The sequence below is a fragment of the uncultured Umboniibacter sp. genome (genome assembly GCF_947497555.1).
GTDB lineage: Bacteria > Pseudomonadota > Gammaproteobacteria > Pseudomonadales > DSM-25080 > Umboniibacter.
In genome coordinates, this window is the sequence record NZ_CANMGY010000002.1 from 366,566 (window position 1) to 389,869 (window position 23,304).

Here is a 23,304-nt window from a genome sequence, read left to right on the forward strand (position 1 = left end):
ATAATAGTCTTCCCTTAGACAGCCTACGAAGACGGTTAAGACTTTAGCTTGTCGATGCGATCTCGATAACAAAATGAAATTCTTCCTGACCATCAACGTTAACCACTTCGCTGGCAATGAGTGAGTGCTCTAAGAACTGGCAAAATTTTAAGATATCACGTTGCGTAGAGGGATCGGTTGCAAGCACCTGCAAGCGCTCGCCATGATTAGCTTCACGGACTGCGCCATGAAGCATCATAACTGGCTCTGGACAAAACAAACCGCGAGTGTCTAGGACGTGATCAATCTTCATGGCCACCTTCTTGAGCTTGCTGACTAGCTTGCCAAGCATCAGTCGAAACAATATGTGTGCTAGATAGCACGGGGTCAAAAACGATCACCGCCCCACCATCCAGCACCTGTTGTTTAAGTTGATTAATCTTAGCCTTTAGACTGAACTCCACCGCCCCATAATCGGTTCCCTCACGAGTAATAAACTCCTCGAGAACCGCTTCTAATGAGGTGTTAGTCAGCTCACTGGGGGGGATTTCGATCATTGACTATTCAGGGCGACGGAATAGTAGGGTCATACGATCACTCTCACCGATCGCAGTATACTTCTCACGATCCTGATCACCGTGACGAAGCGTTGGTGGCAACGACCACACGCCACCGTCATAATCCTTGGTATCCAGTTCGTTCGCATTAATTTCAAACGCTTCAACTAGTTCGAATCCAGCTGCTTCTGCGATCTGAATAACATAACTCTGGGTGACATACCCACTGCGTAGCATCTCTTCTCGCGTGGCGCCTTCATTAGCACGATGCTCAACGATGCCCAACAACCCGCCTGGTTTTAATACGCTGTAAAAACTATTCAAAACGGTTTGTTCGTTACCACCACGAAGCCAGTTATGAACGTTCCTAAAGGTTAACACCTTATCTACAGACATCTCTTCAACGCCGACTACGCCCTGGTTTGGCACCATCTGTGCTAGCTCAACTTTACCATACACTTCAGAATTCTCTGCAAGCTTCTCAACGAAGTTCATGCGAGAGGTGGTGTAGTAGTTAATCTCTGTATCGGCTGGAAAATGGGCTGCAATGAGTCGGCCGTCGTCTTTCAGCACGGGAGCCAAAATCTCCGTATACCAACCTGAACCCGGCCAAATCTCTACGACCGTATCCGAAGGCGCTAACTGAAACGCAGTCAGCGTTTCAACCGGGTGACGCTGATCGTCACGAACGGTGAATGACTCAGATCGATGCGAAGATTCTACTGAAGTGCGAATTGCATCGGCGCTCACATTGGTACTAGCAATTGCTGCCCCAAGTGCTAAAACACTAAATAATTTCTTCATGGCTCATCCTCTTTGTTTAGAGCAGTTTAGTTACCGCTTCTATTTTTTGTTGATTGGTTTGTGATCGATCAATTCGAGTACCCACCCGAATTGACGTTGAAATCCTTAGAACACCACTTTCATGTAAAAGTTCATGGCATGCTTTAATCGCGGTCATAACCCGGTCCCAATCACCTTCAACATTGGTACCATAGGCGTGAAGCTGGTGAGCGACTCCGTGCTCAGTTAGAATACGCTGAACACTTGCAATATAAGGTGCGATGGAGGCATGATCACCCATAGGGATAAGACAAAAATCTGCGCTAACCTTCATGTATAAATCATCTCCATGAGCCAATCAACAGTAGGACTGTATTATGAACTCAACGCTAGTTATAACCATCATGTCCGATGACCGACCTGGCATCGTTAACGAACTTTCAACCGTGATCGCTCAGCAAAAGGGTAGTTGGTTACAATCGCACTTCGCTGATCTTGCCGGTAAGTTTACAGGGATTATGACGGTCTCCATACCTGACGATAACCGAAAGACATTTATTTCCGCTTTAAGCTTGCTGAAACATGACGGAATCGACATTCGAGTGGAAGAGACAAACATGGCGAGTCAGGCGCCGACAATCATCAGATTTACGGTCATCGCCAATGACAGAGTGGGTATTATTAATGAAATAAGTGCTAGCCTCCGCACTCACAACTTCAGCATTCATAGTCTAACAACTGAAACGCAAAGTGGGTCGATGTCTGGAATTCCAATGTTTTCGGCAAAGTTAAGCGTCATTTCGGAAGCTGGAAAATCGGAAGAAGCGGCTCAGCATGAGCTAGCCGATGCGCTTGAGGCATTATCGGATGACCTAATGATTGAATTCAAATAGAGTATTGTCGAGGAAGTTAGCTTATGAGCGTCTTTAGAAGATGATCTCGTAAGCTATTTCATTGCTAAAGCCTCGATAGGCTAAAAAACGCAGGCATTTTGCCTTATTTTTTTCATCAGAAAATTCTAGACTACCAAATTTTTTGGTAACAATAGCCTCGGCAATATCAAACCAGTTAACGCTGTCGGTCATTTCCTGAAATATTTCATCCACTAAGTCAGCGGAAATACCCTTCGTTCGAAATTCATTGCGAATTCTGATTGGGCCGATACCTCGATTAACCAAAGAGCGAAAAAAACTTTCGCTGAAGCGGCGATCGCACTGAAGAGCATCTTCCTGAAGCTGCGTAATGACACTTTGAATCAAGTCATCATCGTCACTACGCCGTTTTAACTTAGTGAATAATTCTTTAGCAGATTGCTCTCGACGAGCGAGCAAATCCATTGCTGCTCGCCGGAGCTGAGAGGACTCGTTACGCATCTTCCGTAGTAGCGTCTTTCGTTTCCTCTACCGGTGCGTCAAGCAACTGACCACGAACAATTGCCTCTATCTCTTCGCAAAGCGCAGGGTTTTCCTGAAGGAAACGAATAGAGTTCTGCTTACCCTGGCCAATTTTTTCGCCATTGTAGCTGTACCAAGCTCCCGACTTATCTACAACGCCTAGCTTGACGCCATAGTCAATAATCTCGCCATGTCGGTTGATACCCTTCCCGAAGGTGATTTGGAACTCGGTCTGACGGAACGGCGGAGCAACTTTGTTCTTAACGACTTTCACTCGGGTTTCGTTACCAACAATTTCATCACCTTCCTTCACTGAACCAATGCGACGAATATCGAGACGAACACTTGAGTAGAACTTCAAAGCATTACCACCAGTGGTCGTCTCCGGCGAACCGAACATGACACCAATTTTCATACGAATCTGGTTAATGAAGATCACCAAACAATTCGTATTTTTGATATTACCCGTTAACTTACGAAGTGCCTGCGACATTAAGCGCGCTTGAAGTCCCATATGGGAATCTCCCATATCGCCTTCGATCTCAGCTTTTGGCGTAAGTGCTGCTACCGAATCGACGACTAACACATCCACTGCGCTTGAGCGAACCAGCATATCAGTTACTTCCAGCGCCTGTTCACCGGTATCCGGCTGCGAGACAATCAAATCATCCACATTCACACCGAGCTTTTCTGCGTAAATAGGATCTAAGGCGTGCTCCGCATCAATGAATGCACAGGTGCCACCCGCTTTCTGCGCCTCGGCAATAACTTGTAAGGTTAACGTTGTTTTACCTGAGGATTCGGGACCGTAGATTTCAACCACCCGACCTCGAGGGAGGCCACCCACGCCTAGCGCAACGTCCAAGCCTAATGAACCCGTTGAGATAACGGGTATTTGAACGCGCTCTTTATCCCCCATGCGCATAACCGTACCCTTGCCAAACTGACGCTCAATTTGAGATAGTGCAGCACCTAACGCTTTTTCTTTATTTGGATCCATATTATTTTCCTCGGCCATCATGTGACGATCTATATACTGTATAACTATCCAGTAGTTTACACATAAAACTGTATACGCTGCAACAATCCTTTTAGGGCAATTTCCACCGATTGCTCGCGGACCGATTCTCTGTCACCGGTAAAATAGTACGTTTCCGCGGTGACAATTCCATCTACCGCCCAGCCGAAACAGACCGTTCCGACCGGTTTAGTCTCGGTAGCACCTCCCGGCCCTGCGATACCGCTAATTGATACGGCGCAATCAGCATTGCTTGCTAGCGCCGCGCCCAGCGACATCTGCTCAACCACCGGCTCACTCACCACCCCATGCTGTTCGATGGTCGCCTCGAGCACAGCCAACTCTGACACCTTACTGGCATTACTGTAGGTAACATAACTTTGTTCAAACCAGGCTGAACTGCCTGATACCGCCGTAATGGCCGCACTTAGCAGGCCGCCAGTACAACTTTCGGCGGTGGTAACCGTCCAGTCCCTAGCGCCTAGCTCAGCACCCAAGGCCGCGGCTAACTTATCAAATTTCATCGCTAATTCCATCGCCTAATACAGTAGATACAGGTTACAATGTTTCGCTCATCGACACATAATAAGATTGCGAAATCATGACTGATAGTACCGTAAAGCACACCCCAATGATGGTTCAATACCTCAAGATAAAGGCCGAGCATCCAAATGAGATGGTGTTCTATCGGATGGGCGACTTTTACGAGCTGTTTTTCGATGATGCAAAGGAAGCAGCTCGCCGCCTCGACGTAACACTCACTGCTCGAGGTAAATCTGGCGGCGAACCCATCCCCATGGCGGGTGTGCCTCACCATGCAGCGGAAAACTACCTTGCTCGACTCGTTCGTCAAGGAGTGTCCGTTGCGATTTGCGAGCAAATTGGTGACCCCGTCACGAGCAAGGGTCCTGTAGAGCGAAAGGTGGTTCGAGTAGTGACGCCCGGGACCTTAACCGACGAAGCCCTGCTCGACGAGCAGCACGTCAACTTGCTCGTCGCACTCTATCAAGAAGGAGACCAATACGGTTTAGCCACACTAGATATGGCTTCAGGACGCTTTGCCCTCCAGGAAGGACAAAGCAGCAGTGCGCTCAGTGCAACACTCTATCGGCTTAACCCGGCCGAGATACTCTTTGATGAATCGATACCACTTCCGAACGGCGTGAACGCCAAAGCAGGCCGTCGTCCACAAGCACCATGGCAGTTCGACTTAGATTCCGCCAAGGATACGTTAACACGCCATTTTGCAACGCACGACCTCAGCGGCTTTGGTTGTGAGGATATGCCGCTAGCGTTGAGCGCTGCTGGCTGTCTGCTTCAGTACGCACTGGATACTCAGCGCGGTCAACTGCCCCACGTCCAGAATTTAGTGGTGGAGAATCATAGCGATTACGTCGAACTCGACTCAGCCACCTTGCGAAATCTTGAGATTGATCGCAATCTTTCCGGCGGCTCAGAGAATACCCTGTTAGGTGTAATGGACACCTGTCGGACTCCCATGGGAAGCCGCTTACTCAATCAGTGGCTTCACCGGCCATTAGCTCGAATCGAATTGATTCAACAGCGTCAGGACACGCTCAGTGAGGTGCTGCAGGGCTTTATTTTTGAACCAATCCGAGCATCACTTAATCACGTTGGCGATTTAGAGCGCATTCTAAGCCGTCTGGCCCTGCGCTCTGCACGTCCCCGAGACTTAACGCGATTGCGAGATTCGCTCGCCACCTATCCCGAGATACAGCAACTGGGTATAAAATCCCCTCAACTCGTGCAACTTTTCGACCGCGTCGGCGAATTTCCCGAATTGGTGACGCTATTGGATCAGGCCGTCATTGACAACCCGCCCATGCTCATTCGTGACGGTGGAGTTATCGCCAGTGGCTATGACGACGAGTTGGACGAACTGCGCAACCTCAGCGCCAATGCAGGTGAGTTTTTGCTGGAACTCGAGGAGCGTGAGCGCGAACGCTGCAAGTGTAGTTCGCTTAAGGTCGGCTATAACCGAGTTCACGGCTACTTCATCGAGATCGGTAAGGCTCAAGCTGTCGAGGTACCCATTGACTATCAACGAAGGCAGACCCTTAAGAATGCAGAACGTTATATCACCCCAGAGCTCAAAGCCTTCGAGGATAAGGCGCTCTCTGCTAAGAGCCGTGCCTTAAGTCGTGAAAAAGCCCTCTACGAGGCGTTATTAGAAACCTTAAATGAATCGCTCATTGACTTGCAGTGCTCCGCCTATGCCGTTGCGGAACTGGACGTTATCTGCTGCTTTGCAGAGCGCACCGATCAACTCAGCTTCTGCAAGCCGGAATTATCGTGCGAACGCGGCTTAGCCATTCAGGGCGGACGTCATATTGTGGTAGAGGATGTCCTTGATACACCGTTTGTCGCCAACGATACTCATCTAAACGCTAGCCAATCGCTGAGTATTGTTACGGGACCTAACATGGGTGGTAAGTCCACTTTTATGCGCCAAACTGCATTAATTGTTCTGCTGGCCCACACCGGCTGTTTCGTTCCGGCTACTCAGGCAGCTATCGGAGTCGTTGACCGCATTTTCACGCGTATTGGCTCTTCGGATGATCTTGCCGGGGGTCGCTCTACCTTTATGGTTGAAATGACGGAAACTGCGAATATTCTGAATAATGCGTCCGCAAAATCGCTCGTGTTGATGGATGAAATTGGTCGTGGCACGTCAACCTACGATGGGTTATCACTTGCTTGGGCCAGCGCATTGCAACTCGCAGAGATTGGCGCCCTCACGTTATTCGCGACCCATTACTTTGAGCTGACCGAGCTGTCACAACAATTCAGTCAGGTGTTCAATCAACACCTAGATGCCAAAGAGCACCAAGGGCAGATCGTCTTTCTTCATCGGGTCAAATCCGGCCCTGCGAGTAAATCCTTTGGTATTCAAGTAGCGAAGCTTGCGGGCCTACCCAAAGCGGTTTTACATGCCGCAGGTACTAAGTTAGCACAACTTGAAAGCAATTTGAGTAACGACAATGTCGCCTCACCTCAAGTCAGTAAGGTCACGCAAAGTTTTCCAGCTCAAGCGGATCTATTCAACAGCGAACCCTCCGCACTGGAGCAACGGTTTGACACGATTGATCCTGACTCACTGACACCTAGAGAGGCACTCGAATTACTCTATGAACTCAAAAAGCTCTAAGATGCTGGAATTGGTTCATATAACCAGTTGAAATAACCTTAAGACCAAATATATACAGACAGCTTTATTCGAATTTTGCTAAAATGGAGCATATTCGAAATTTACTGAGTACATAGGAGACTCTCGCGATGACATTTATTGTTGGTGACAACTGTATTAACTGTAAGCACACTGATTGTGTTGAGGTTTGTCCAGTCGACTGCTTTTACGAAGGTCCCAACTTTCTGGTTATTCACCCAGACGAGTGTATTGATTGCGCGCTATGCGAGCCGGAATGTCCTATCGGCGCTATCTACTCCGAAGATGAAATCCCTGACGGTGAAGAGGCCTTCCTAGAGCTCAATGCCGAGCTTGCTGAGGTATGGCCTAATATCACAGAAATGAAGGATGCGATGCCCGAAGCGGAAAAGTGGGATAGCGTTCCTAACAAGCTTGAGCACCTTGAGCGCTAAATAGTTAGGTTTAACAGTCTCTTTAAAAACTCCCTATCGTGGAGTTTTTTTGTGTCTAAACAAAGGTATTGAGCTCACTGTATCGCACCTGTTGATGACGGATCAGTATTACTGATACAAAAAAAAGCCCCTTTAAAAAAGGGGCAATAGAGAGACTAAGGGGGGTAACTCAACTGTATTCGCCAAAAATCTGTGCCGCGGAAAGCCCTTGGCTTTCCATTTTGTCCTTGAGTCGGCGCAGAGCCTCAACTTGAATTTGTCTGACTCGTTCACGCGTAAGACCAATTTCCCTACCAACATCTTCGAGCGTCATCATTTCGTGACCACGAAGGCCGAACCGACGTGATAGTACTTCGCGCTGTTTTTCCGATAATTCGTCTAACCAGCGAGAGATCGAAGAATTCATATCTTCCGACTGAAGATCTTCTTCAGGAGTGGTAATAGAGGTATCAGCAATGGTCTCTAAAATAGATTTGTCAGAGTCAGGGCCAATCGGCGTATCAACCGAAGATACTCGCTCATTCAACCCCAGCATCCGCTTGACGTCTTTAACTGGGCGATCCATCAAATCAGCGATTTCTTCAGCGGTGGGTTCGTGATCGAGCTTTTGAGTCAGCTCACGTGCCGCGCGAAGATAAACGTTAAGCTCTTTAACCACGTGAATAGGAAGACGAATAGTACGAGTCTGATTCATAACCGCACGTTCAATCGTCTGACGAATCCACCAGGTTGCGTAAGTTGAGAATCGGAAGCCTCGCTCAGGGTCAAATTTTTCCACTGCGCGAATTAAGCCTAAGTTACCCTCTTCTATAAGGTCGAGTAAGCTAAGGCCGCGATTAATATATCTGCGTGCAATTTTGACAACGAGACGTAGATTACTTTCGATCATCCGCTGTCGACCCGCTTCTTCTCCACGCTGCGCCATACGAGCAAAGTGGACCTCGTCTTCCGCTGAGAGTAGCGGCGAAAAACCAATTTCGTTGAGGTAAAGCTGAGTAGCATCCAGAGCTCGTTCGCTTCCCGCGTCTTGCGATCTTGCGTGCTTACGCGCCTTAACGAGTTTCTGTTGCTTACTGAGTTTTTCAAGCGGGATGGCGTCAAATTCTACTTCATAAGCGGTCATATCAACCTGTTCGGTTGATTGAGCCTGTTCGCTAGTATTCATCGCTGTCATATTAAGCACTCCAGTTCCGTGAGCGTTTGGCTATAAGAAGCCTCTTAAGTCTGACCTAACTGCGGGGCACCGTAACTTCTGTGTTCCCATCGGTCGCTAATTACTAAAATTCCTTTCTGGGTAAGTAACTGAGCGGGTCAACTGGGCTGCCATTCTTCCGAATCTCGAAATGAAGCTTCACCTGCGTCGCGTCGCTATTTCCCATTTCGGCTATGGGCTGGTTAAGCTGAACTTCCTGCCCTTCTTGAACCAGTAGTTGCCTGTTGTGACCGTAGGCGGAGAGAACTTCTTCAGAGTGTTTTATGATAACTAAGTTACCGTATCCCTTGAGGGCACTCCCTGCATAAACAACCGTTCCCGCCGCTGCTGCACCTATAGAATCCCCGAACTCGCCACCGATATCAATACCCCGCCTTTGACGGTCCGAGGTGTTAAAGCTTGATATCAGAGGCCCGCCTGCCGGCCAGCCCCAAATGACGCTAGTAAAATTTGACTGCTCGGTATGTTCATTTAACAAAGTGGACTTTCTAGTGGACTGAGGCGAATTTGAACGAGCGTTAGTCAAATCATCATCATTGAGTGTTTCAACTAATGCTTCATCACTAGTTGATAAAGCAATTGATCTATTCCCGATTTGCTCATGCTTGACACTATCGCCGCGGCTCACCAGCCATAGCTTCTCGCCTACTTTAAGTACTCCAGGCTGCTGTATATCATTGGCCTCGAGCAATTGCGTAACCGTCAAACCGTATCTCCAGGCTATGGAATAGTAGGTCTCGCCTTGATCAACATAATGATAATCAATTGTATCGGGTGGAGGTTGAACAACTTCAGAAACTGGCGCTAATTGCGGTGCCCCACCACAAGCGGTAAGACATAGTCCAAAAAGGATTAGTACGTAATTAACTAGACGACCGTTCAGTTTTTTCAAAACTACACTCCAACCACAACCTGTGACACAGGTTTATTTTTAGAATCTAAAAGGAATAAAAATATTATTTTATATTCCAAATGGTTCTATTTACTCGTTTCTTTAGTTGTGCTGAATTCTAGAAAGAGAACCAAAGTGACTCCTAAAATCATCATCCCGACACAAATCATCGAATCTGCGCCCATTCCAGTCTGCGATTCATAAGTAGCAGGCATCACTCTATTCTGAATAATAGGTACCCATTCACCTTTGCGATTCATCATGCTCTCGACCGTTACCTTCCAAGGCCAAAGGGAGTTAAGTGAACCAATAAGGAAGCCCGTTAGAACCGCTAAGGTCTGCGACTCGAAACGGTTAAAGATGTAGGACACCCCCTTCACAAAAGTAAGTAGCCCTAAAATAGCGCCACCAACGAAATGTCCAATCACTACAAAGTCACCGTAACCAATCGCTTCAATTACCACTGGGTATACGCCTAATAGCAACAGGATAAAACTTCCCGAGATACCAGGTAATATGGTTGCACAGATAGCAATACTCGCCGCAACAAAGATAAACCAGTTAGCAGTCGGTGCGTCGACCGGCGTTGCTACAGAAATCGAGTAAGCAATGAATGTTCCAGTCAAAAGTAATAGCCAGCTACTGACACCAGGGGACGAAATTTGGCGCCAGATATGTGCCACACTCGCTACCACTAACCCAAAAAAGAAACTCCAAACCCAAAGACTATGATGCTCTAAGGCAAAATGGAGTACTCGCGCTAGTAGTGCCATGCTCGTCACAATCCCGGCCAGCAAAGCGGCCAAAAAATTACCATCCACCTTTCGCCAAACTCCCACTACGCCTTCGGCCTTAAGGGTTGCAATCAAACCTAGGTCAAATGCCGCAATCGCCGATAACAGTCGCTTATAGATACCAGTTATGAAGGCAATCGTACCGCCCGATACGCCAGGCACCACATCAGCCGCTCCCATAAGCAAGCCCTTTAGATAAATCATTAGAGAGTCTTTCATCACATTTCCTTGCGAGTTAACTGTGGACGAGTTCGCCGGCAACCAGCGGCACAAAGTGTACGGGTTCAATAACACTGGCTACAAACTGATCACTGTCACCATCTCGATAGACGAAGTGCAGCTGCTGTTCACTAGCACCTACTGGAATGACAAGGACACCATCTGGAGCCAATTGATCTAACAAGCTTTGCGGAATTTTCTCTGGAGCGGCGGTGGATATGATGGCGTTGTAGGGGGCCTCTCGCGACAAACCAAACTCTCCATCACTGTGATGGTAGCGAATGTTATTACATTTGAGGTCATAGTGACGTTGGCGAGCTCTGCGCTGAAGCGGTGCGATTCTTTCCACCGTTACGACTCTGCCGACCAGAGGGCTTAGGACTGCTGTTTGGTAACCCGATCCAGTTCCGATCTCCAGTACTTTCTCGGGGCGACCTAAACTCAGCAACAACTCCGTCATCCTGGCCACCACCCAAGGCTGAGAAAGCGTTTGCCCATAGCCAATCGGTAGACTTACGTCGTCGTAAGCGCGATGCCCCAACGCCTCATCCAAAAAAACATGACGAGGCACTTCCGCCATCACTTCGAGAATTTTTTTATTTGTAATGCCTTTATCACTAAGACGATCAACCATGCGCTGACGCGTCCGACGTGACATCATGCCGAGACCTTGTATACGGCTCACAATTCCCCCGAATCTAACGAATTTTTACCAGCTCACGCAGTACCGAGGTAGCATACGTACCCGCAGGTAGTGAGAACTCTATTATTAGGTTTTGCCGTTCAATCGTCCAGCTAAAGTCTTGGGGAATCAAAGAGGACTCACGACGCTCCTGCTTTAAGCCTGTAAATTCGAGTGCATCACACAGCTGGACCCAAGGCTCAAGTAGTTGCCGGTCCGAATCACTGGGCCTACCTCGCCCCCATAATGGTGCGGTTTCAGTTTGCCACGTTTGATTTTCGACTTGCATCGATACAACTTGGTTAAAGAGGTAACTTCGGGCGGCCGATAAATAGATATCGTTGCCTCTAGCGGTGAGCTTACGCCGATTAGCAAGCATCAAAGCGTGTGGAACATTATTAAAATCCCTGCCAAAACGCTGATCCCCAAAATAATTGGGAACGCCAGCGCTTTTGATCTTCGCTAGACGAGGAGTTAATAACGACGGATCATCAAGGTCTCGCAGGGTAATTCTAAAGCTATTACCTTCCAGTTGGCCCCGCTTTAGCTTTGCCTTATGGCGACATTTCTCTAGCAATTCCACACCCGGTATCAACAGCGGTCGAATCGGATCCGCGACACCGGGCAAGTAAACCGAGAACCACTGAGTGGTCACCGCGTGCCGATCTTTACGCCCGGCAAACCCTACGTCACGAACAGCTACGCCAGCCCACGAAGCAAGTTGCTCCGCAACCCAAGCGGTATTCTGAGAGGTTTTCTTGACCAGCAGATAGAGGTGCTCGCCCTCCTCCGTTAACACTTCACTGCGACATTCCGTCACAACGAAGTCCTCAGGTATTGACTTGAAAGTTGCCTGTTGCTCGGGCTCGCCATGCGCAAATGCCCAGTTATACTCGAATTCCACTCGTTAACGCTCCAACAGAACAACCGCGTGTACCGCGATTCCTTCTTTTCGACCTTCGAAGCCCAACTTCTCCGTGGTGGTTGCCTTGACGTTGACCTGCTGAATAGTGCATTCAAGAATATCCGCCAGACGTTGTTCCATGGCGGTAATATGCGGTGCCATCTTAGGGGCTTGAGCAACAATAGTCAGGTCGACGTTACCAATTTTATAGCCTTCTAACAGAAGAGGCTGCCAGATAGTGCAGAGTAACGCTGCTGAGTCCGCATTCGCCCACTGCTGATCAGTATCCGGGAAATGGCGACCGATATCGCCGAGCCCAGCAGCGCCTAAGATTGCATCCGTAAGCGCGTGGAGCGCAACATCACCGTCCGAGTGAGCCTCGAATCCGTGGGTATGAGCAATCTGCACGCCGGCCATCATGATGGCAGACCCTTCATTGAATCGGTGGACATCATATCCATGGCCAATTCGAATCGGCATAGTTAGTCCCTCTGAGAGAAGATTGCGCGAGCGATTTCAAGATCGCTCGGCGTAGTAATTTTAAAGTTAATGGGGCTGGATTCGATCAGGTGAATTCGTCCACCCATGAGCTCGGCAGCCGAGGCCTCATCGGTGATCGTTGCCCCTGAATCCAAAGCCGAACTTAGGGCATCTAACAGAAATTTACGATGAAACATTTGTGGCGTCTGAGCCAACCATATTTTCTTTCGATCTAGAGTCTGCGTTCGCCCGTGATCGAATTCTCTCAGCGTATCCCGTGCTGGGAGCGCTAGAATTGCTCCTTCGTTTTCAGCAATTGACGTTGTGATCAAGGAATCCAGTAAAGCAGTGGATAAAAGTGGTCTGGCGGCATCATGAACCAGAACCAAAGCATTGCCCGTTAATGAAGAAAGGCCTGCCAGAACCGTATCGGCACGCTCTTCGCCGCCCAAGAAGAATTTCAGCTTGGGGTGATTCGCATAGAGAGACTCCCTTGCAAACTCATCACTATCGGAAATGCCAACTAAGACTTGCTGCACCGCAGGGTGATCTAAAAAGACACCTAGAGTGCGGTCGAGAACCGTTTCTGAGTTAATTCGAAGATATTGTTTCGCAACGTTAGCGTTCATTCGCGAACCGACACCGGCCGCAGGAATAATGACGTTAACGAGGTTCATGTTGGAAGTCACGTTCAGTAATTATAAGTACTAACGTCTCGCCAGGTTTAATCATGCCGAGCTCTCTTCGCGCAATCGCCTCGAGAGGCTGGCCACCACTGCGAATTGCTTCCACTTCTGAAGCGAGTAATGCGTTGATTGACGCGAGTTCTGCGTTTCGGTCGCTCAAGGCATCAATCTGAGTCTGTAATGCCTGATGTTCAAGATAACTACCATCGCCAAACCACACTCGATACTGCAGTAACAGCAGTACGACTGTGAGAATGGCGATGATAACTTTCATCCGTATTTAAGCTTTAAATTCCGCGCGTCCACGATATGGCGCTACGTCAGTACCTAGTTCAGCTTCAATACGAAGTAAGCGATTATACTTGGCAACTCGATCAGAGCGACATAAAGAGCCAGTCTTGATCTGTCCTGCTGAGGTTGCTACTGCTAGATCAGCAATGGTGGTATCTTCAGTTTCACCGGAGCGATGCGAGATAACCGCGGTAAAGCCAGCAGCCTGCGCCATACGGATCGCTTCAAGTGTTTCGGTCAATGAGCCAATTTGATTGAATTTAATCAAAATAGAATTAGCAATGCCTTCGTCAATACCGCGCTTTAGGATCTTGGTGTTGGTAACAAATAGGTCATCGCCCACAAGCTGAACCTTGTCACCCAATTTCTTAGTAAGTTTCTCCCAACCGTCCCAGTCGCTCTCGTCCATACCATCTTCAATAGAGATGATTGGGTACTTGTCGGCCCACTCTGCAAGGAAGTCAGTGAAGCCCGCTGAATCGTAGACTTTTCCTTCACCGGCTAAGTCGTACTTACCATCTTTGTAGAACTCGGTAGAGGCGCAATCCAATGCGATGGTGATATCGGTTCCCAGCTCGTAACCTGCAGCGGCCACGGCCTCAGCAATGACTTCAAGTGCCGCTTCATTACTTGATAGATTAGGAGCGAAGCCACCTTCGTCACCAACAGCGGTATTAAGTCCACGTGCAGACAAGACTTTCTTAAGATTGTGGAAGATTTCCGCACCCATTCGCAACGCTTCGGTGAAGGTTGAAGCAGAAACTGGCTGTACCATGAATTCTTGAATATCAACGTTGTTATCAGCGTGCTCGCCACCGTTAATGATATTCATCATCGGTACGGGCATGCTATATACACCTGAGGTGCCGTTCAGATCGGCGATGTGCGCGTACAACGGGATGTTCTTACTGATCGCAACGGCCTTCGCCGTCGCTAGCGATACCGCTAGAATAGCGTTAGCGCCAAGAACCGATTTAGTGTCAGTACCATCTGCTTCAATCATCAGGGCGTCGATACCCGCTTGATCCGCCGCGTCTTTGCCAACTAATAGGGTTTTAATGGTGGTGTTAATATTTTCAACCGCTTTTAAAACGCCCTTGCCAAGATAGCGCGACTTATCGCCATCACGCAGCTCCAATGCTTCACGCGAACCTGTAGATGCGCCAGATGGTGCGCAGGCTGAACCTACCGATCCATCAGCTAAAATTACATCGGCTTCTACAGTAGGGTTACCACGAGAATCCATTACTTCGAAAGCCTTAATATCGGCAATTACGGTCATTTCTTAACTCCAAGTTAGTTCGATTGTTATTTAGTATCTAAGTCCGGCAATGACTTAGCGAGATCATCCATTGCTTTCATCTGTTCTAAGAATGGTTTCAACGCGTCAAGACGCAGAGCACAGGGTCCATCGCACTTTGCAGTGCTTGGATCTGGATGCGCTTCAAGGAAGAGACCACCTATTTTTTGTGACAAACCAGCTTTTGCTAGTTCGGTAACCTGCGCACGTCGGCCGTCTGCTGAATCTTCGCGTCCACCTGGGCGCTGAAGACTGTGAGTAACATCGAAGATAATCGGGTAACCGAACTTCTTCATCTCACCAAACGCCAACATATCGACCACCAAATTGTTGTATCCGAACATCGTACCGCGTTCACATAACATTAACTGGTCATTACCGGCTTCTTTGCATTTTGTCAGGATGTGCTTCATTTCGTGTGGAGCAAGAAATTGAGCTTTCTTAATATTGATTGCGGCTTTGGTCTTGGCCATGGCCATAACTAAATCGGTTTGGCGCGACAGAAAAGCAGGCAGCTGAATAATATCACACACTTCAGCAGCCGGTGCCGCCTGATCGGGCTCATGAACGTCGGAAATGATCGGCACCTTAAACGTCGACTTAATCTCCTCAAGTATCCGCAGGCCTTCCTCTAGACCAGGACCGCGAAACGAGTTGATTGACGAACGATTAGCTTTATCAAAGGATGCCTTAAACACATACGGCATTCCCAGCTCAGTGGTCACTTCAACGTACTTCTCTGCAACCTGCATAGCCATATCACGTGATTCGAGGACGTTCATGCCACCGAACAGAGCCATTGGTAAATCATTAGAAACGTCGACATTGCCAACAGTAATTGTTTTTTGCTGCATTATTTAGCGTCCTTTTCTTGGCGAAATTTCAGCGCTTCGGCGATGAAACTTCTGAACAACGGATGTCCATCTCGTGGTGTAGAAGTAAACTCTGGGTGAAATTGCGACGCCACAAACCAGCGGTGGTCCTTTAATTCGATCATCTCAACCAATGCATCGTCAGCGGACCAACCACCCACTTTCATACCGGCTTTTTGCATACGATCAACATAATTATTGTTCATTTCATAGCGGTGGCGGTGACGCTCAGTAATCAAATCCTGGCCGTATGCCTGGTGAGCTTTGGAGTTGGCCACTAAGCGACAACCCTGAGCGCCTAGTCGCATAGTGCCACCCATATCAGACTCTTCGGTACGCTTCTCGACATTACCTGATTCGTCCTTCCACTCGGTGATTAGACCAATGACAGGATGCGGAGTGTTAGCGTCGAGCTCCGTTGAGTGAGCGCCTTTTAAGCCAACCACGTTACGAATGAATTCGATCACTGCAACTTGCATGCCCAAACAAATACCTAAATACGGAACGTTGTTCTCACGCGCGAATTGTGCGGCCAAGATCTTACCTTCCACACCACGCGGCCCGAACCCACCCGGAACCAAGATGGCGTCAGCGTTTTCTAGCGCGCCAGTGCCTTCGCTTTCAAGTGATTCAGAATCAATATAATCCACATTAACCTTCGCCAACTCGGAGATACCAGCGTGAGTCAGTGCCTCGTTAATTGACTTGTAGGCATCTAGCAGGTCCATGTATTTGCCTACCATGGCAACGCGAACTTCATGCTCTGGGTTAAGCTTACCGTTAACAACGCGATCCCAGTCGGAAAAGTCTACCGGCTTCAGTTCAAGGCGAAGCTTGTCAGCGATAATTTCGTCAAGTCCCTGCTCGGAAAGCAAACGCGGAATCGCGTAAATGGTGCTCACGTCAGGAAGCGGCACAACTGCTCGTTCTTCAACGTTGGTGAAGAGTGAAATTTTGCGACGTGAATCGTCATCGACTTCCACTTCTGAACGACATAACAGCACGTCAGGCTGGAGGCCGATAGAACGTAATTCTTTAACCGAGTGCTGAGTAGGCTTAGTTTTAATTTCGCCGGCGGTACGAATATACGGAACCAAAGTGAGGTGCATTAAGAGCGCTTTGCTTGAACCAAGTTCGACTCGCATTTGGCGAATCGCCTCAAGAAACGGCTGGGACTCGATGTCACCCACCGTGCCGCCAATTTCCACTAATACGACATCATAACCTGCTCCACCTTCGTAGACGCGGCGCTTAATTTCGTCAGTAATATGGGGAATAACCTGAACGGTACCGCCTAAATAGTCACCGCGGCGTTCCTTTCGCAATACGGTTTCGTAGACGCGACCAGACGTGAAGTTAGAACGCTGAGACGTCTTGCTACGGAGAAAGCGTTCATAGTGACCGAGGTCGAGATCAGTTTCCGCACCATCTTCGGTAACGAATACTTCGCCGTGTTGTAAGGGGCTCATAGTGCCTGGGTCAACGTTGATGTAGGGATCGAGCTTCATTACGGTACAGTTTAAACCGCGAGCTTCTAAGATAGCACCAAGAGATGCTGACGCAATTCCCTTACCTAGAGAAGAGACTACACCGCCTGTTACAAATATAAATCGAGTCATGAAGAGCCTTGGAAGTTCCATTCGTTATGATGAGAGGTAACGCTTTCGCTATTACCATTACTGCGTTCAATTGTAGACGCAAATAACGGTTTTTACCCCGTACTAGAATGGGAGATCAGCTTACCAGAATATCCATGAATTCTCAATCGAATTCATGGTGCAGTAGCCACCCCACTTCGCCCTCCTTCGCTTGATATCCCTCACAGACCAAAATGTCAGCAATGGCGGCGAGTTCACCCTGATAAAAAAGTCCTGGAAGACGCCCACGAGCGAACCATGGTACGCGAATGTCCTGATAATACTTCTTCAGCTTCCTGCGCCCTCTTCGACCCGCAGGCAAAATCTTTCCTGCTGCTTCAACCAAGCGAATCTCGTAGGTATTTGGTAGCAGTCTTAAACCCGAGGTGGTGGCTTCAATTTGGTAATTTTCGCCGTGTCCCGCTATGCAAACGGGGAGTTCGTTAGTCCAATTACTTGAATTAGCCTTCACGAAATAGAGCCGGCCGCCGTAGGAGTAGAAGCAACCTGAAGTGCCCAGTCGAACCTCACCGCGACGATCTACATCCAAGTAAAGTAAATTTACAATCTCGCGAACTAGCTTTCCGGAAATCGATAACTGCAGAACCGATGAGATCCAATGGTGAATCCAAACACTCTGTTCACTCATCGCCTCAATCGGCTTACACCACCATCCCCACCTATCGCGGCCGATGTGTTCCTCGTGATAAACACAAAGCAATTCTCGCATTGCCTCACCACTTTGTTGGAGGTACTTAGCTGACGCCGCCGCATGCTCTGCTGCCATGGATTCAAAGGCTTTTAGGGCTGGAATAACATCATGACGAATCCGATTCCGACTGAATTGTCGACTATGATTAGAAGGGTCATGAATCACGGTTAACGCCTGTGCCGCCACATATTCCTCAATCTCCGCGCGAGAACAGAATAATAACGGCCGAAGGAGCCTCGCTTGGCCTATCTCACGCTGCTCGGGAATCCCCGACAACCCAACTAAACCCTCACCGCGGAGTATCCTGAATACCAGTGTTTCCAGTTGATCATCAGCATGATGGCCTTGTAAAAGCATATCACCCGACTCAAGCAACACTTCGAAGGCATGATAGCGAGCCTCTCGCGCCGCCGCTTCAACACCCTTGCCCGACGCGACAACGGCCACGTCCACAGCATGAAAATCTACTCCCCACTGGGCAGCCATCCGACGGCATTGTTCCGACCAAAGCGAGCTATTGGCTTGTAATTGATGATTGACGTGAATTGCCAGAATTGGCTGAGGGAGATTAAGTTGAATGAGCGCATGCAGCAGTGCCGTTGAATCGGCACCACCAGACCAAGCGACAACCCAACGCGACGCGATGACCGAAGCCAGCGCAGCCTTGAGTTGCTGCCTAATCACCATTGCTTAGTTGCCGTAAGACATTAAGCGCTGGTAGCGTTTTTCCAGTAGCTTTTCGGTTGGCATGGCTTCTAATTCTGCAAGCTGTTTCACTAGGTGCTCACGAATATTCGCTGACATAGCGTCAACATCTCGATGGGCGCCGCCCATCGGCTCAGGAATAGTCGTATCAACAATACCGAGCTCTTCCAATACCGACGAAGTCACACCCATTGCTTCCGCAGCATCGGGGGCCTTCTCGACAGTCTTCCAAATGATATTGGCACAGCCTTCTGGAGAAATCACAAAGTAGGTGGAGTACTGCAACATATTTAGTTGATCGCCAACACCAATTCCCAACGCGCCGCCCGATGAACCTTCCCCGATCACAGTACAAATAATTGGCGTACTGAGGCGAGACATCACCGCGAGATTTTGCGCAATAGCTTCGGAGATACCACGTTCTTCAGAATCGATTCCAGGATAAGCTCCAGGTGTATCGATTAGCGTAATGACAGGTAGCTTAAAACGTTCTGCCATTTGCATAAGGCGCAGAGCTTTACGATAACCTTCGGGCTTTGGCATACCCCAGTTACGCTTAACCTTCTCGCCGACCGACCGACCCTTCTCCTGGCCGATCACCATTACCGGTTTACCTTCAAGACGGGCTAGGCCACCAATGATAGCTTGGTCATCACCAAAGTGACGGTCACCATGTAACTCTTCGAAATCCGTGAAGATACGTGGAATATAATCGGAGGTATATGGGCGAAGCGGGTGACGAGCCACCTTCACAATCTGCCAAGAATCTAACTTCTTGTAGATATCTGAGGTTAGCTTCTCACACTTGCCACGAAGCTTACTCACTTCATCGGTAATGTTTACCTCCGAATCGTGGCCAACAAACTGTAATTCTTCAATTTTGGCTTCAAGCTCAGCGATCGGCTGTTCAAAGTCTAGGTAATTCGGATTCATATATTATCTCGTCTTTTGGACTTTCCTAAGCATAGCCTAGGGATACTAAATTAAGAGCGGCGCCACACCCTGGGGCATCTTCGCAATAAAACGGTGCCTATAATACGATGTCGTGACTCATCAGTCGAGTAAAGTTAACGGTAATTTAACACTACCGCCGATTCGCCAAAGCGTTGACGCAATGATTGCAACAGTTCATCCGTTGGCGTCACCCAACAGGATTGATCAATACTGACTTCTCCCACCGCACTACTCGTACTATATCGGAGGACAACGGGACACTCTCCAGGAGATTCGCAAAACAGTGACTTCAAATTCTGTTTTATCACCGTTGCCTGAGAACTTGAGAGCTCAATGGATATATTAGCCAATAGTTTGGACCGGGACTCATCCCAACGCATCACATCGTGAGCTCGGGCTTTTAAACCTCCGGTAAAGTTGTCCTGACTAACCTCGCCCTCAACCACGATAATAGAGTTCAACTGAATTTTATTGCGGTTACTTTCCACCAAATCAGAGAACATGGCGATATCTATCTGCCCAGTTCTATCATCGAGTTTAACGATAAGCATGGTATCACCGCGCTTCGTTTTAATCGCACGGATGTCCACCACCAGCCCAACGAGGCGCTGCTTATTCTTGTCGGCACGGAGATCTCGCAGGCGGTATCGCACTACCCGTCGAAGTTCATCCTCGTATTCATCAATGGGATGACCCGTTAGATACAATCCCAGCGTATCGCGCTCGTGATCGAGACGCTCTCGTAATGTCCAAGGCAGTTCACTCGTATACTTCTCGTAGACATTTTCGTCACCGAAGCTATCGGGACCTACTCCACCAAACAAATCATCTAACCCTGCACTCACAGATTTAGCCGTCTGATCCGCCGCCTTGACCGCTTCAGGGACCGCCGCTAAAAGTGCGGCGCGATTGGCGCTGATGTTGTCACTCTGCGGCCCAATGGAGTCAAATGCACCGGAGTAAATCAGCGCCTCGATTGCCCGTTTATTTACCCGCTTGGGGTCAGTTCGCGAGCAAAAGTCGAATAAATCTTCAATCGGCTGATCCTTGCGCGCGTCAAGAATACTTTCTACTGGACCTTCACCAAGGCCCTTAATAGCACCTAAGCCGTAAATAATTCGCCCCTGTTCATCAACCGAAAACTTCAGTTCACCGCGATTGACATCGGGAGGCAGAATTTCAAGGCCCATATGTCGGCATTCTTCAATGAAGGTTACAACCTTCTCTGTCTTATCCATATCCGATGACATGGTCGCAGCCATAAACTCGGCCGGATAGTGCGCCTTCAGCCATGCCGTCTGATAGGAAACAATCGCATACGCCGCCGAGTGGGACTTGTTAAAGCCATAACCCGCAAACTTCTCTACCAAGTCGAAGATACGAATCGCCAACTGGGGGTCAATCCCCTGCTTTGCGGCACCCTCTTCAAAACTCGAACGCTGCTTGGCCATTTCTTCGGGCTTCTTCTTACCCATAGCTCGACGGAGTAAGTCAGCCTGACCCAGCGAGTAACCGGCGAGCTCCTGAGCAATCTGCATGACCTGCTCTTGATAGACAATAACGCCATAGGTTGGTTCTAGAATTGGCACCAGACATTCGTGCTGATAGGTTTTATCGGGGTAGGCGACCTCAGCTCGACCATGCTTACGATTGATGAAATCGTCAACCATTCCCGATTGCAGAGGCCCTGGGCGAAACAGCGCCACCAAGGCAATCATCTCTTCAATATTATCCGGTTCTAAGCGCAGAATGAGTTCTTTCATACCACGCGATTCCAACTGGAATACCGCCGTAGTTTCAGCCTTTTTCAACAGGGTGTAGGTGGCTGGGTCATCCAAGGGGATCTTCGAGATATCAACCGGAGGCTCATTATTTAGCGCCCGGCGCCGATCGATCATTTCAATCGCCCAGTCGATAATAGTAAGCGTTCGCAAACCTAGGAAATCAAACTTTACTAAACCCGCTTCCTCTACATCGTTCTTATCAAACTGAGTAACGAGACCTGATCCGTCCTCATCAGAGTACAGTGGTGCAAAATCAATCAGCTTAGTCGGCGCAATCACTACACCACCGGCGTGTTTACCCACGTTGCGCACGGTACCCTCAAGGCGGACCGCCATATCCCAAATTTCCTGCGCATCCTCATCAGTTTTTAATAACTCGCCCAGCTGAGCTTCTTCCTCGAGCGCCTTCGCCAAGCTCATACCGGGGTCGGCAGGAATCAGCTTCGATAATTTATCGGCTAGACCATAGGACTTCGCCAGGACCCTTGCAACATCACGAACCACCGCCTTTGCCGCCATAGTACCAAAGGTAATAATCTGAGACACTGCATCGCGACCATAGTTGTCGGCCACATATGAGATCACCTTGTCACGGTCTTCCATGCAGAAATCGACGTCGAAATCGGGCATCGAAACACGCTCTGGATTCAGGAATCGCTCGAACAGGAGATCGTACTCTAACGGATCCAAATCCGTAATCAACAGCACATAGGCTACTAGTGAGCCGGCACCAGACCCTCGACCTGGTCCCACTGGAATAGCGTGATCTTTAGCCCACTTAATAAAGTCCATGACGATTAAGAAGTAACCGGGGAAGCCCATCTGAATAATGATATCGAGTTCGAACTGCAGTCGCTCCGCATAGCGAGCATAAATCTCATCCCATTCTGGGTGATCTTTACCGAAGAGAAAGTCCAAGCGGTCAGTAAGACCCTCGTAGGAAATTTTGGTAAAGAATTCGTCCTGTGTCATGCCCTCAGGAATAGGGAAATCCGGTAGATAATAGGTGCCTAACTCAATCTCTACGTTACAGCGCTGCGCAATCACCACCGAATTGGCGAGGGCCTCGGGTAAATCCGCAAAGAGCGTCTCCATCTCTTTGGCGGAACGAAGGTATTGTTGGTCTGTATAGATCTTTTGCCGACGTTTATCTCCCAGTGTGTAACCGTCATGGATACACACGCGCGCTTCATGAACATCAAAGTCTTCGCTCTTCAAGAAACGAACATCATTGGTGGCTACCAAGGGAATCTGCTTATGGTGTGATAGCTCTACGGCGGCATGTAAATGCTGTTCGTCACCAATACGACCGCAGCGATTAACTTCTAGATAGAATCTATCGGGGAAATGAGTCGTCCACCAATCACAGCGTTCTTCAGCAACCTCGGGATGCCCCTGAAGCAAGGCCTTACCTACATCGCCGAAGATACCACCAGAAAGTACAATTAAGCCCTCTGACAGCTCTTCAATCCATTCGCGCTTCACGGCAGCAACACCTGCCCTCTGCCCCTGTGTCCAAGCTCTGGAGATCAGTTCCGTTAGATTCTTATAGCCCTTTAGAGTTTGCGCAAGAAACGGTAGTTGAAAAACACTGCCATCTTCATCACGGAGCAATAAATCGGCCGCAACAATAGGCTTGATACCTGCATTCTGACAGGCTTTATAGAACTTCACCTGACCATACATATTATTTAGGTCAGTAATCGCAACTGCCGGCATATTCGCCGTAGCTGTCTCCGCAATTAATGGTTTGATTTTAACAATGCCATCAACGAGGGAAAATTCGGTATGTACACGAAGGTGGACAAAACTCTGTGACACGTTAGC

24 protein-coding genes are annotated in these 23,304 nt (G+C 48.7%); 3 read left to right on the forward strand and 21 right to left on the reverse strand.

Features of this window, described 5'->3' with window-relative positions; translation table 11 throughout:
* Positions 1–43 precede the first annotated feature (43 nt).
* From tusA to Q0698_RS04565, 4 genes are read right to left on the reverse strand one after another with little or no spacing between them, the layout of a single operon-like run.
* The gene (gene tusA / locus Q0698_RS04550; protein WP_298634164.1) at positions 44–292 is read right to left on the reverse strand and encodes a sulfurtransferase TusA; all 249 of its coding nucleotides are present in this window, start codon (positions 290–292) and stop codon (positions 44–46) included.
* Positions 282–536: a YheU family protein gene (locus Q0698_RS04555; protein WP_298634166.1), complete on the reverse strand. Its 255-nt coding sequence runs from the start codon at positions 534–536 to the stop codon at positions 282–284. The genes tusA and Q0698_RS04555 overlap by 11 nt, the downstream gene beginning before the upstream one ends.
* 3 nt (positions 537–539) lie before the next feature.
* Positions 540–1,340, reverse strand: a complete 801-nt coding sequence (locus Q0698_RS04560; protein ID WP_298634168.1) for a methyltransferase — start codon at positions 1,338–1,340, stop codon at positions 540–542.
* A 16-nt stretch (positions 1,341–1,356) separates the two neighbouring features.
* The gene (locus tag Q0698_RS04565; RefSeq protein ID WP_298634170.1) at positions 1,357–1,653 is read right to left on the reverse strand and encodes an MTH1187 family thiamine-binding protein; all 297 of its coding nucleotides are present in this window, start codon (positions 1,651–1,653) and stop codon (positions 1,357–1,359) included.
* 43 nt (positions 1,654–1,696) lie between these two features.
* Between Q0698_RS04565 and Q0698_RS04570 the strand changes: the two genes are divergently transcribed.
* Positions 1,697–2,212: an ACT domain-containing protein gene (locus tag Q0698_RS04570; RefSeq protein ID WP_298634172.1), complete on the forward strand. Its 516-nt coding sequence runs from the start codon at positions 1,697–1,699 to the stop codon at positions 2,210–2,212.
* Between the two features lie 33 nt (positions 2,213–2,245).
* On the opposite strand, the gene Q0698_RS04575 is transcribed toward Q0698_RS04570, so the two are convergent.
* From Q0698_RS04575 to Q0698_RS04585, 3 genes are read right to left on the reverse strand one after another with little or no spacing between them, the layout of a single operon-like run.
* Complete coding sequence (locus Q0698_RS04575; RefSeq protein WP_298634174.1) at positions 2,246–2,656, reverse strand: regulatory protein RecX; 411 nt, start codon at positions 2,654–2,656, stop codon at positions 2,246–2,248.
* A gap of 28 nt (positions 2,657–2,684) precedes the next feature.
* Positions 2,685–3,713 (reverse strand): recombinase RecA, encoded by a 1,029-nt coding sequence (gene recA, locus Q0698_RS04580; protein ID WP_298634176.1) that lies wholly within the window; start codon positions 3,711–3,713, stop codon positions 2,685–2,687.
* Positions 3,714–3,769: 56 nt separating this feature from the next.
* Entirely contained in the window at positions 3,770–4,255 is a 486-nt protein-coding gene (locus tag Q0698_RS04585) for a CinA family protein (protein WP_298634178.1), read from the reverse strand.
* A gap of 77 nt (positions 4,256–4,332) precedes the next feature.
* On the opposite strand from Q0698_RS04585, the gene mutS reads away from it, so the two are divergent.
* Complete coding sequence (gene mutS / locus Q0698_RS04590; protein WP_298634180.1) at positions 4,333–6,900, forward strand: DNA mismatch repair protein MutS; 2,568 nt, start codon at positions 4,333–4,335, stop codon at positions 6,898–6,900.
* 128 nt (positions 6,901–7,028) lie between these two features.
* Positions 7,029–7,352 (forward strand): ferredoxin FdxA, encoded by a 324-nt coding sequence (gene fdxA, locus Q0698_RS04595; protein ID WP_298634181.1) that lies wholly within the window; start codon positions 7,029–7,031, stop codon positions 7,350–7,352.
* A gap of 169 nt (positions 7,353–7,521) precedes the next feature.
* On the opposite strand, the gene rpoS is transcribed toward fdxA, so the two are convergent.
* The 14 genes from rpoS to dnaE form a co-directional block, all read right to left on the reverse strand.
* On the reverse strand, positions 7,522–8,526 hold the full coding sequence (rpoS, locus tag Q0698_RS04600) for an RNA polymerase sigma factor RpoS (RefSeq protein WP_298634184.1): 1,005 nt from the start codon (positions 8,524–8,526) through the stop codon (positions 7,522–7,524).
* Positions 8,527–8,629: 103 nt separating this feature from the next.
* Positions 8,630–9,457 (reverse strand): peptidoglycan DD-metalloendopeptidase family protein, encoded by an 828-nt coding sequence (locus Q0698_RS04605; RefSeq protein WP_298634186.1) that lies wholly within the window; start codon positions 9,455–9,457, stop codon positions 8,630–8,632.
* A gap of 86 nt (positions 9,458–9,543) precedes the next feature.
* A complete protein-coding gene (locus Q0698_RS04610; RefSeq protein ID WP_298634188.1) occupies positions 9,544–10,470 on the reverse strand; it encodes a DUF368 domain-containing protein in 927 nt (308 codons plus the stop codon).
* Positions 10,471–10,486: 16 nt separating this feature from the next.
* Complete coding sequence (locus tag Q0698_RS04615; RefSeq protein ID WP_298634256.1) at positions 10,487–11,131, reverse strand: protein-L-isoaspartate(D-aspartate) O-methyltransferase; 645 nt, start codon at positions 11,129–11,131, stop codon at positions 10,487–10,489.
* Between the two features lie 37 nt (positions 11,132–11,168).
* Positions 11,169–12,056, reverse strand: coding sequence for a tRNA pseudouridine(13) synthase TruD (locus tag Q0698_RS04620; RefSeq protein ID WP_298634191.1), 888 nt, complete (start codon positions 12,054–12,056; stop codon positions 11,169–11,171).
* Positions 12,057–12,059: 3 nt separating this feature from the next.
* On the reverse strand, positions 12,060–12,536 hold the full coding sequence (gene ispF, locus Q0698_RS04625; RefSeq protein ID WP_366140271.1) for a 2-C-methyl-D-erythritol 2,4-cyclodiphosphate synthase: 477 nt from the start codon (positions 12,534–12,536) through the stop codon (positions 12,060–12,062).
* 2 nt (positions 12,537–12,538) lie between these two features.
* Positions 12,539–13,213 carry a 2-C-methyl-D-erythritol 4-phosphate cytidylyltransferase gene (gene ispD, locus Q0698_RS04630; RefSeq protein WP_298634193.1) on the reverse strand — a complete coding sequence of 225 codons (675 nt, stop codon included), beginning with the start codon at positions 13,211–13,213 and terminating at the stop codon, positions 12,539–12,541.
* Positions 13,200–13,496 carry a septum formation initiator family protein gene (locus Q0698_RS04635; protein ID WP_298634195.1) on the reverse strand — a complete coding sequence of 99 codons (297 nt, stop codon included), beginning with the start codon at positions 13,494–13,496 and terminating at the stop codon, positions 13,200–13,202. Before Q0698_RS04635 ends, ispD begins: the two co-directional genes overlap by 14 nt.
* Before the next feature lie 6 nt (positions 13,497–13,502).
* Complete coding sequence (eno, locus tag Q0698_RS04640; protein WP_298634197.1) at positions 13,503–14,795, reverse strand: phosphopyruvate hydratase; 1,293 nt, start codon at positions 14,793–14,795, stop codon at positions 13,503–13,505.
* A 26-nt stretch (positions 14,796–14,821) separates the two neighbouring features.
* Positions 14,822–15,667: a 3-deoxy-8-phosphooctulonate synthase gene (gene kdsA / locus Q0698_RS04645; protein ID WP_298634198.1), complete on the reverse strand. Its 846-nt coding sequence runs from the start codon at positions 15,665–15,667 to the stop codon at positions 14,822–14,824.
* Positions 15,667–17,304, reverse strand: a complete 1,638-nt coding sequence (locus tag Q0698_RS04650; RefSeq protein WP_298634200.1) for a CTP synthase — start codon at positions 17,302–17,304, stop codon at positions 15,667–15,669. Before Q0698_RS04650 ends, kdsA begins: the two co-directional genes overlap by 1 nt.
* Before the next feature lie 142 nt (positions 17,305–17,446).
* Positions 17,447–18,721 (reverse strand): tRNA lysidine(34) synthetase TilS, encoded by a 1,275-nt coding sequence (tilS, locus tag Q0698_RS04655; protein ID WP_298634202.1) that lies wholly within the window; start codon positions 18,719–18,721, stop codon positions 17,447–17,449.
* A gap of 3 nt (positions 18,722–18,724) precedes the next feature.
* Positions 18,725–19,672 carry an acetyl-CoA carboxylase carboxyltransferase subunit alpha gene (locus Q0698_RS04660; protein ID WP_298634204.1) on the reverse strand — a complete coding sequence of 316 codons (948 nt, stop codon included), beginning with the start codon at positions 19,670–19,672 and terminating at the stop codon, positions 18,725–18,727.
* A 134-nt stretch (positions 19,673–19,806) separates the two neighbouring features.
* Positions 19,807–23,298, reverse strand: coding sequence for a DNA polymerase III subunit alpha (gene dnaE, locus Q0698_RS04665; RefSeq protein WP_298634206.1), 3,492 nt, complete (start codon positions 23,296–23,298; stop codon positions 19,807–19,809).
* Between the last annotated feature and the right edge of the window lie 6 nt (positions 23,299–23,304).

Bases quoted from the DNA above. Each gene is read 5' to 3' on its own strand.
- tusA (WP_298634164.1), bottom strand. From the start codon at position 292: ATGAAGATTGATCACGTCCTAGACACTCGCGGTTTGTTTTGTCCAGAG.
- Q0698_RS04555 (WP_298634166.1), bottom strand. From the start codon at position 536: ATGATCGAAATCCCCCCCAGTGAGCTGACTAACACCTCATTAGAAGCG.
- Q0698_RS04560 (WP_298634168.1), bottom strand. From the start codon at position 1,340: ATGAAGAAATTATTTAGTGTTTTAGCACTTGGGGCAGCAATTGCTAGT.
- Q0698_RS04565 (WP_298634170.1), bottom strand. From the start codon at position 1,653: ATGAAGGTTAGCGCAGATTTTTGTCTTATCCCTATGGGTGATCATGCC.
- Q0698_RS04570 (WP_298634172.1), top strand. From the start codon at position 1,697: ATGAACTCAACGCTAGTTATAACCATCATGTCCGATGACCGACCTGGC.
- Q0698_RS04575 (WP_298634174.1), bottom strand. From the start codon at position 2,656: ATGGATTTGCTCGCTCGTCGAGAGCAATCTGCTAAAGAATTATTCACT.
- recA (WP_298634176.1), bottom strand. From the start codon at position 3,713: ATGGATCCAAATAAAGAAAAAGCGTTAGGTGCTGCACTATCTCAAATT.
- Q0698_RS04585 (WP_298634178.1), bottom strand. From the start codon at position 4,255: ATGAAATTTGATAAGTTAGCCGCGGCCTTGGGTGCTGAGCTAGGCGCT.
- mutS (WP_298634180.1), top strand. From the start codon at position 4,333: ATGACTGATAGTACCGTAAAGCACACCCCAATGATGGTTCAATACCTC.
- fdxA (WP_298634181.1), top strand. From the start codon at position 7,029: ATGACATTTATTGTTGGTGACAACTGTATTAACTGTAAGCACACTGAT.
- rpoS (WP_298634184.1), bottom strand. From the start codon at position 8,526: ATGACAGCGATGAATACTAGCGAACAGGCTCAATCAACCGAACAGGTT.
- Q0698_RS04610 (WP_298634188.1), bottom strand. From the start codon at position 10,470: ATGAAAGACTCTCTAATGATTTATCTAAAGGGCTTGCTTATGGGAGCG.
- Q0698_RS04615 (WP_298634256.1), bottom strand. From the start codon at position 11,131: ATGATGTCACGTCGGACGCGTCAGCGCATGGTTGATCGTCTTAGTGAT.
- ispF (WP_366140271.1), bottom strand. From the start codon at position 12,536: ATGCCGATTCGAATTGGCCATGGATATGATGTCCACCGATTCAATGAA.
- ispD (WP_298634193.1), bottom strand. From the start codon at position 13,213: ATGAACCTCGTTAACGTCATTATTCCTGCGGCCGGTGTCGGTTCGCGA.
- Q0698_RS04635 (WP_298634195.1), bottom strand. From the start codon at position 13,496: ATGAAAGTTATCATCGCCATTCTCACAGTCGTACTGCTGTTACTGCAG.
- eno (WP_298634197.1), bottom strand. From the start codon at position 14,795: ATGACCGTAATTGCCGATATTAAGGCTTTCGAAGTAATGGATTCTCGT.
- kdsA (WP_298634198.1), bottom strand. From the start codon at position 15,667: ATGCAGCAAAAAACAATTACTGTTGGCAATGTCGACGTTTCTAATGAT.
- Q0698_RS04650 (WP_298634200.1), bottom strand. From the start codon at position 17,304: ATGACTCGATTTATATTTGTAACAGGCGGTGTAGTCTCTTCTCTAGGT.
- tilS (WP_298634202.1), bottom strand. From the start codon at position 18,721: ATGGTGATTAGGCAGCAACTCAAGGCTGCGCTGGCTTCGGTCATCGCG.
- Q0698_RS04660 (WP_298634204.1), bottom strand. From the start codon at position 19,672: ATGAATCCGAATTACCTAGACTTTGAACAGCCGATCGCTGAGCTTGAA.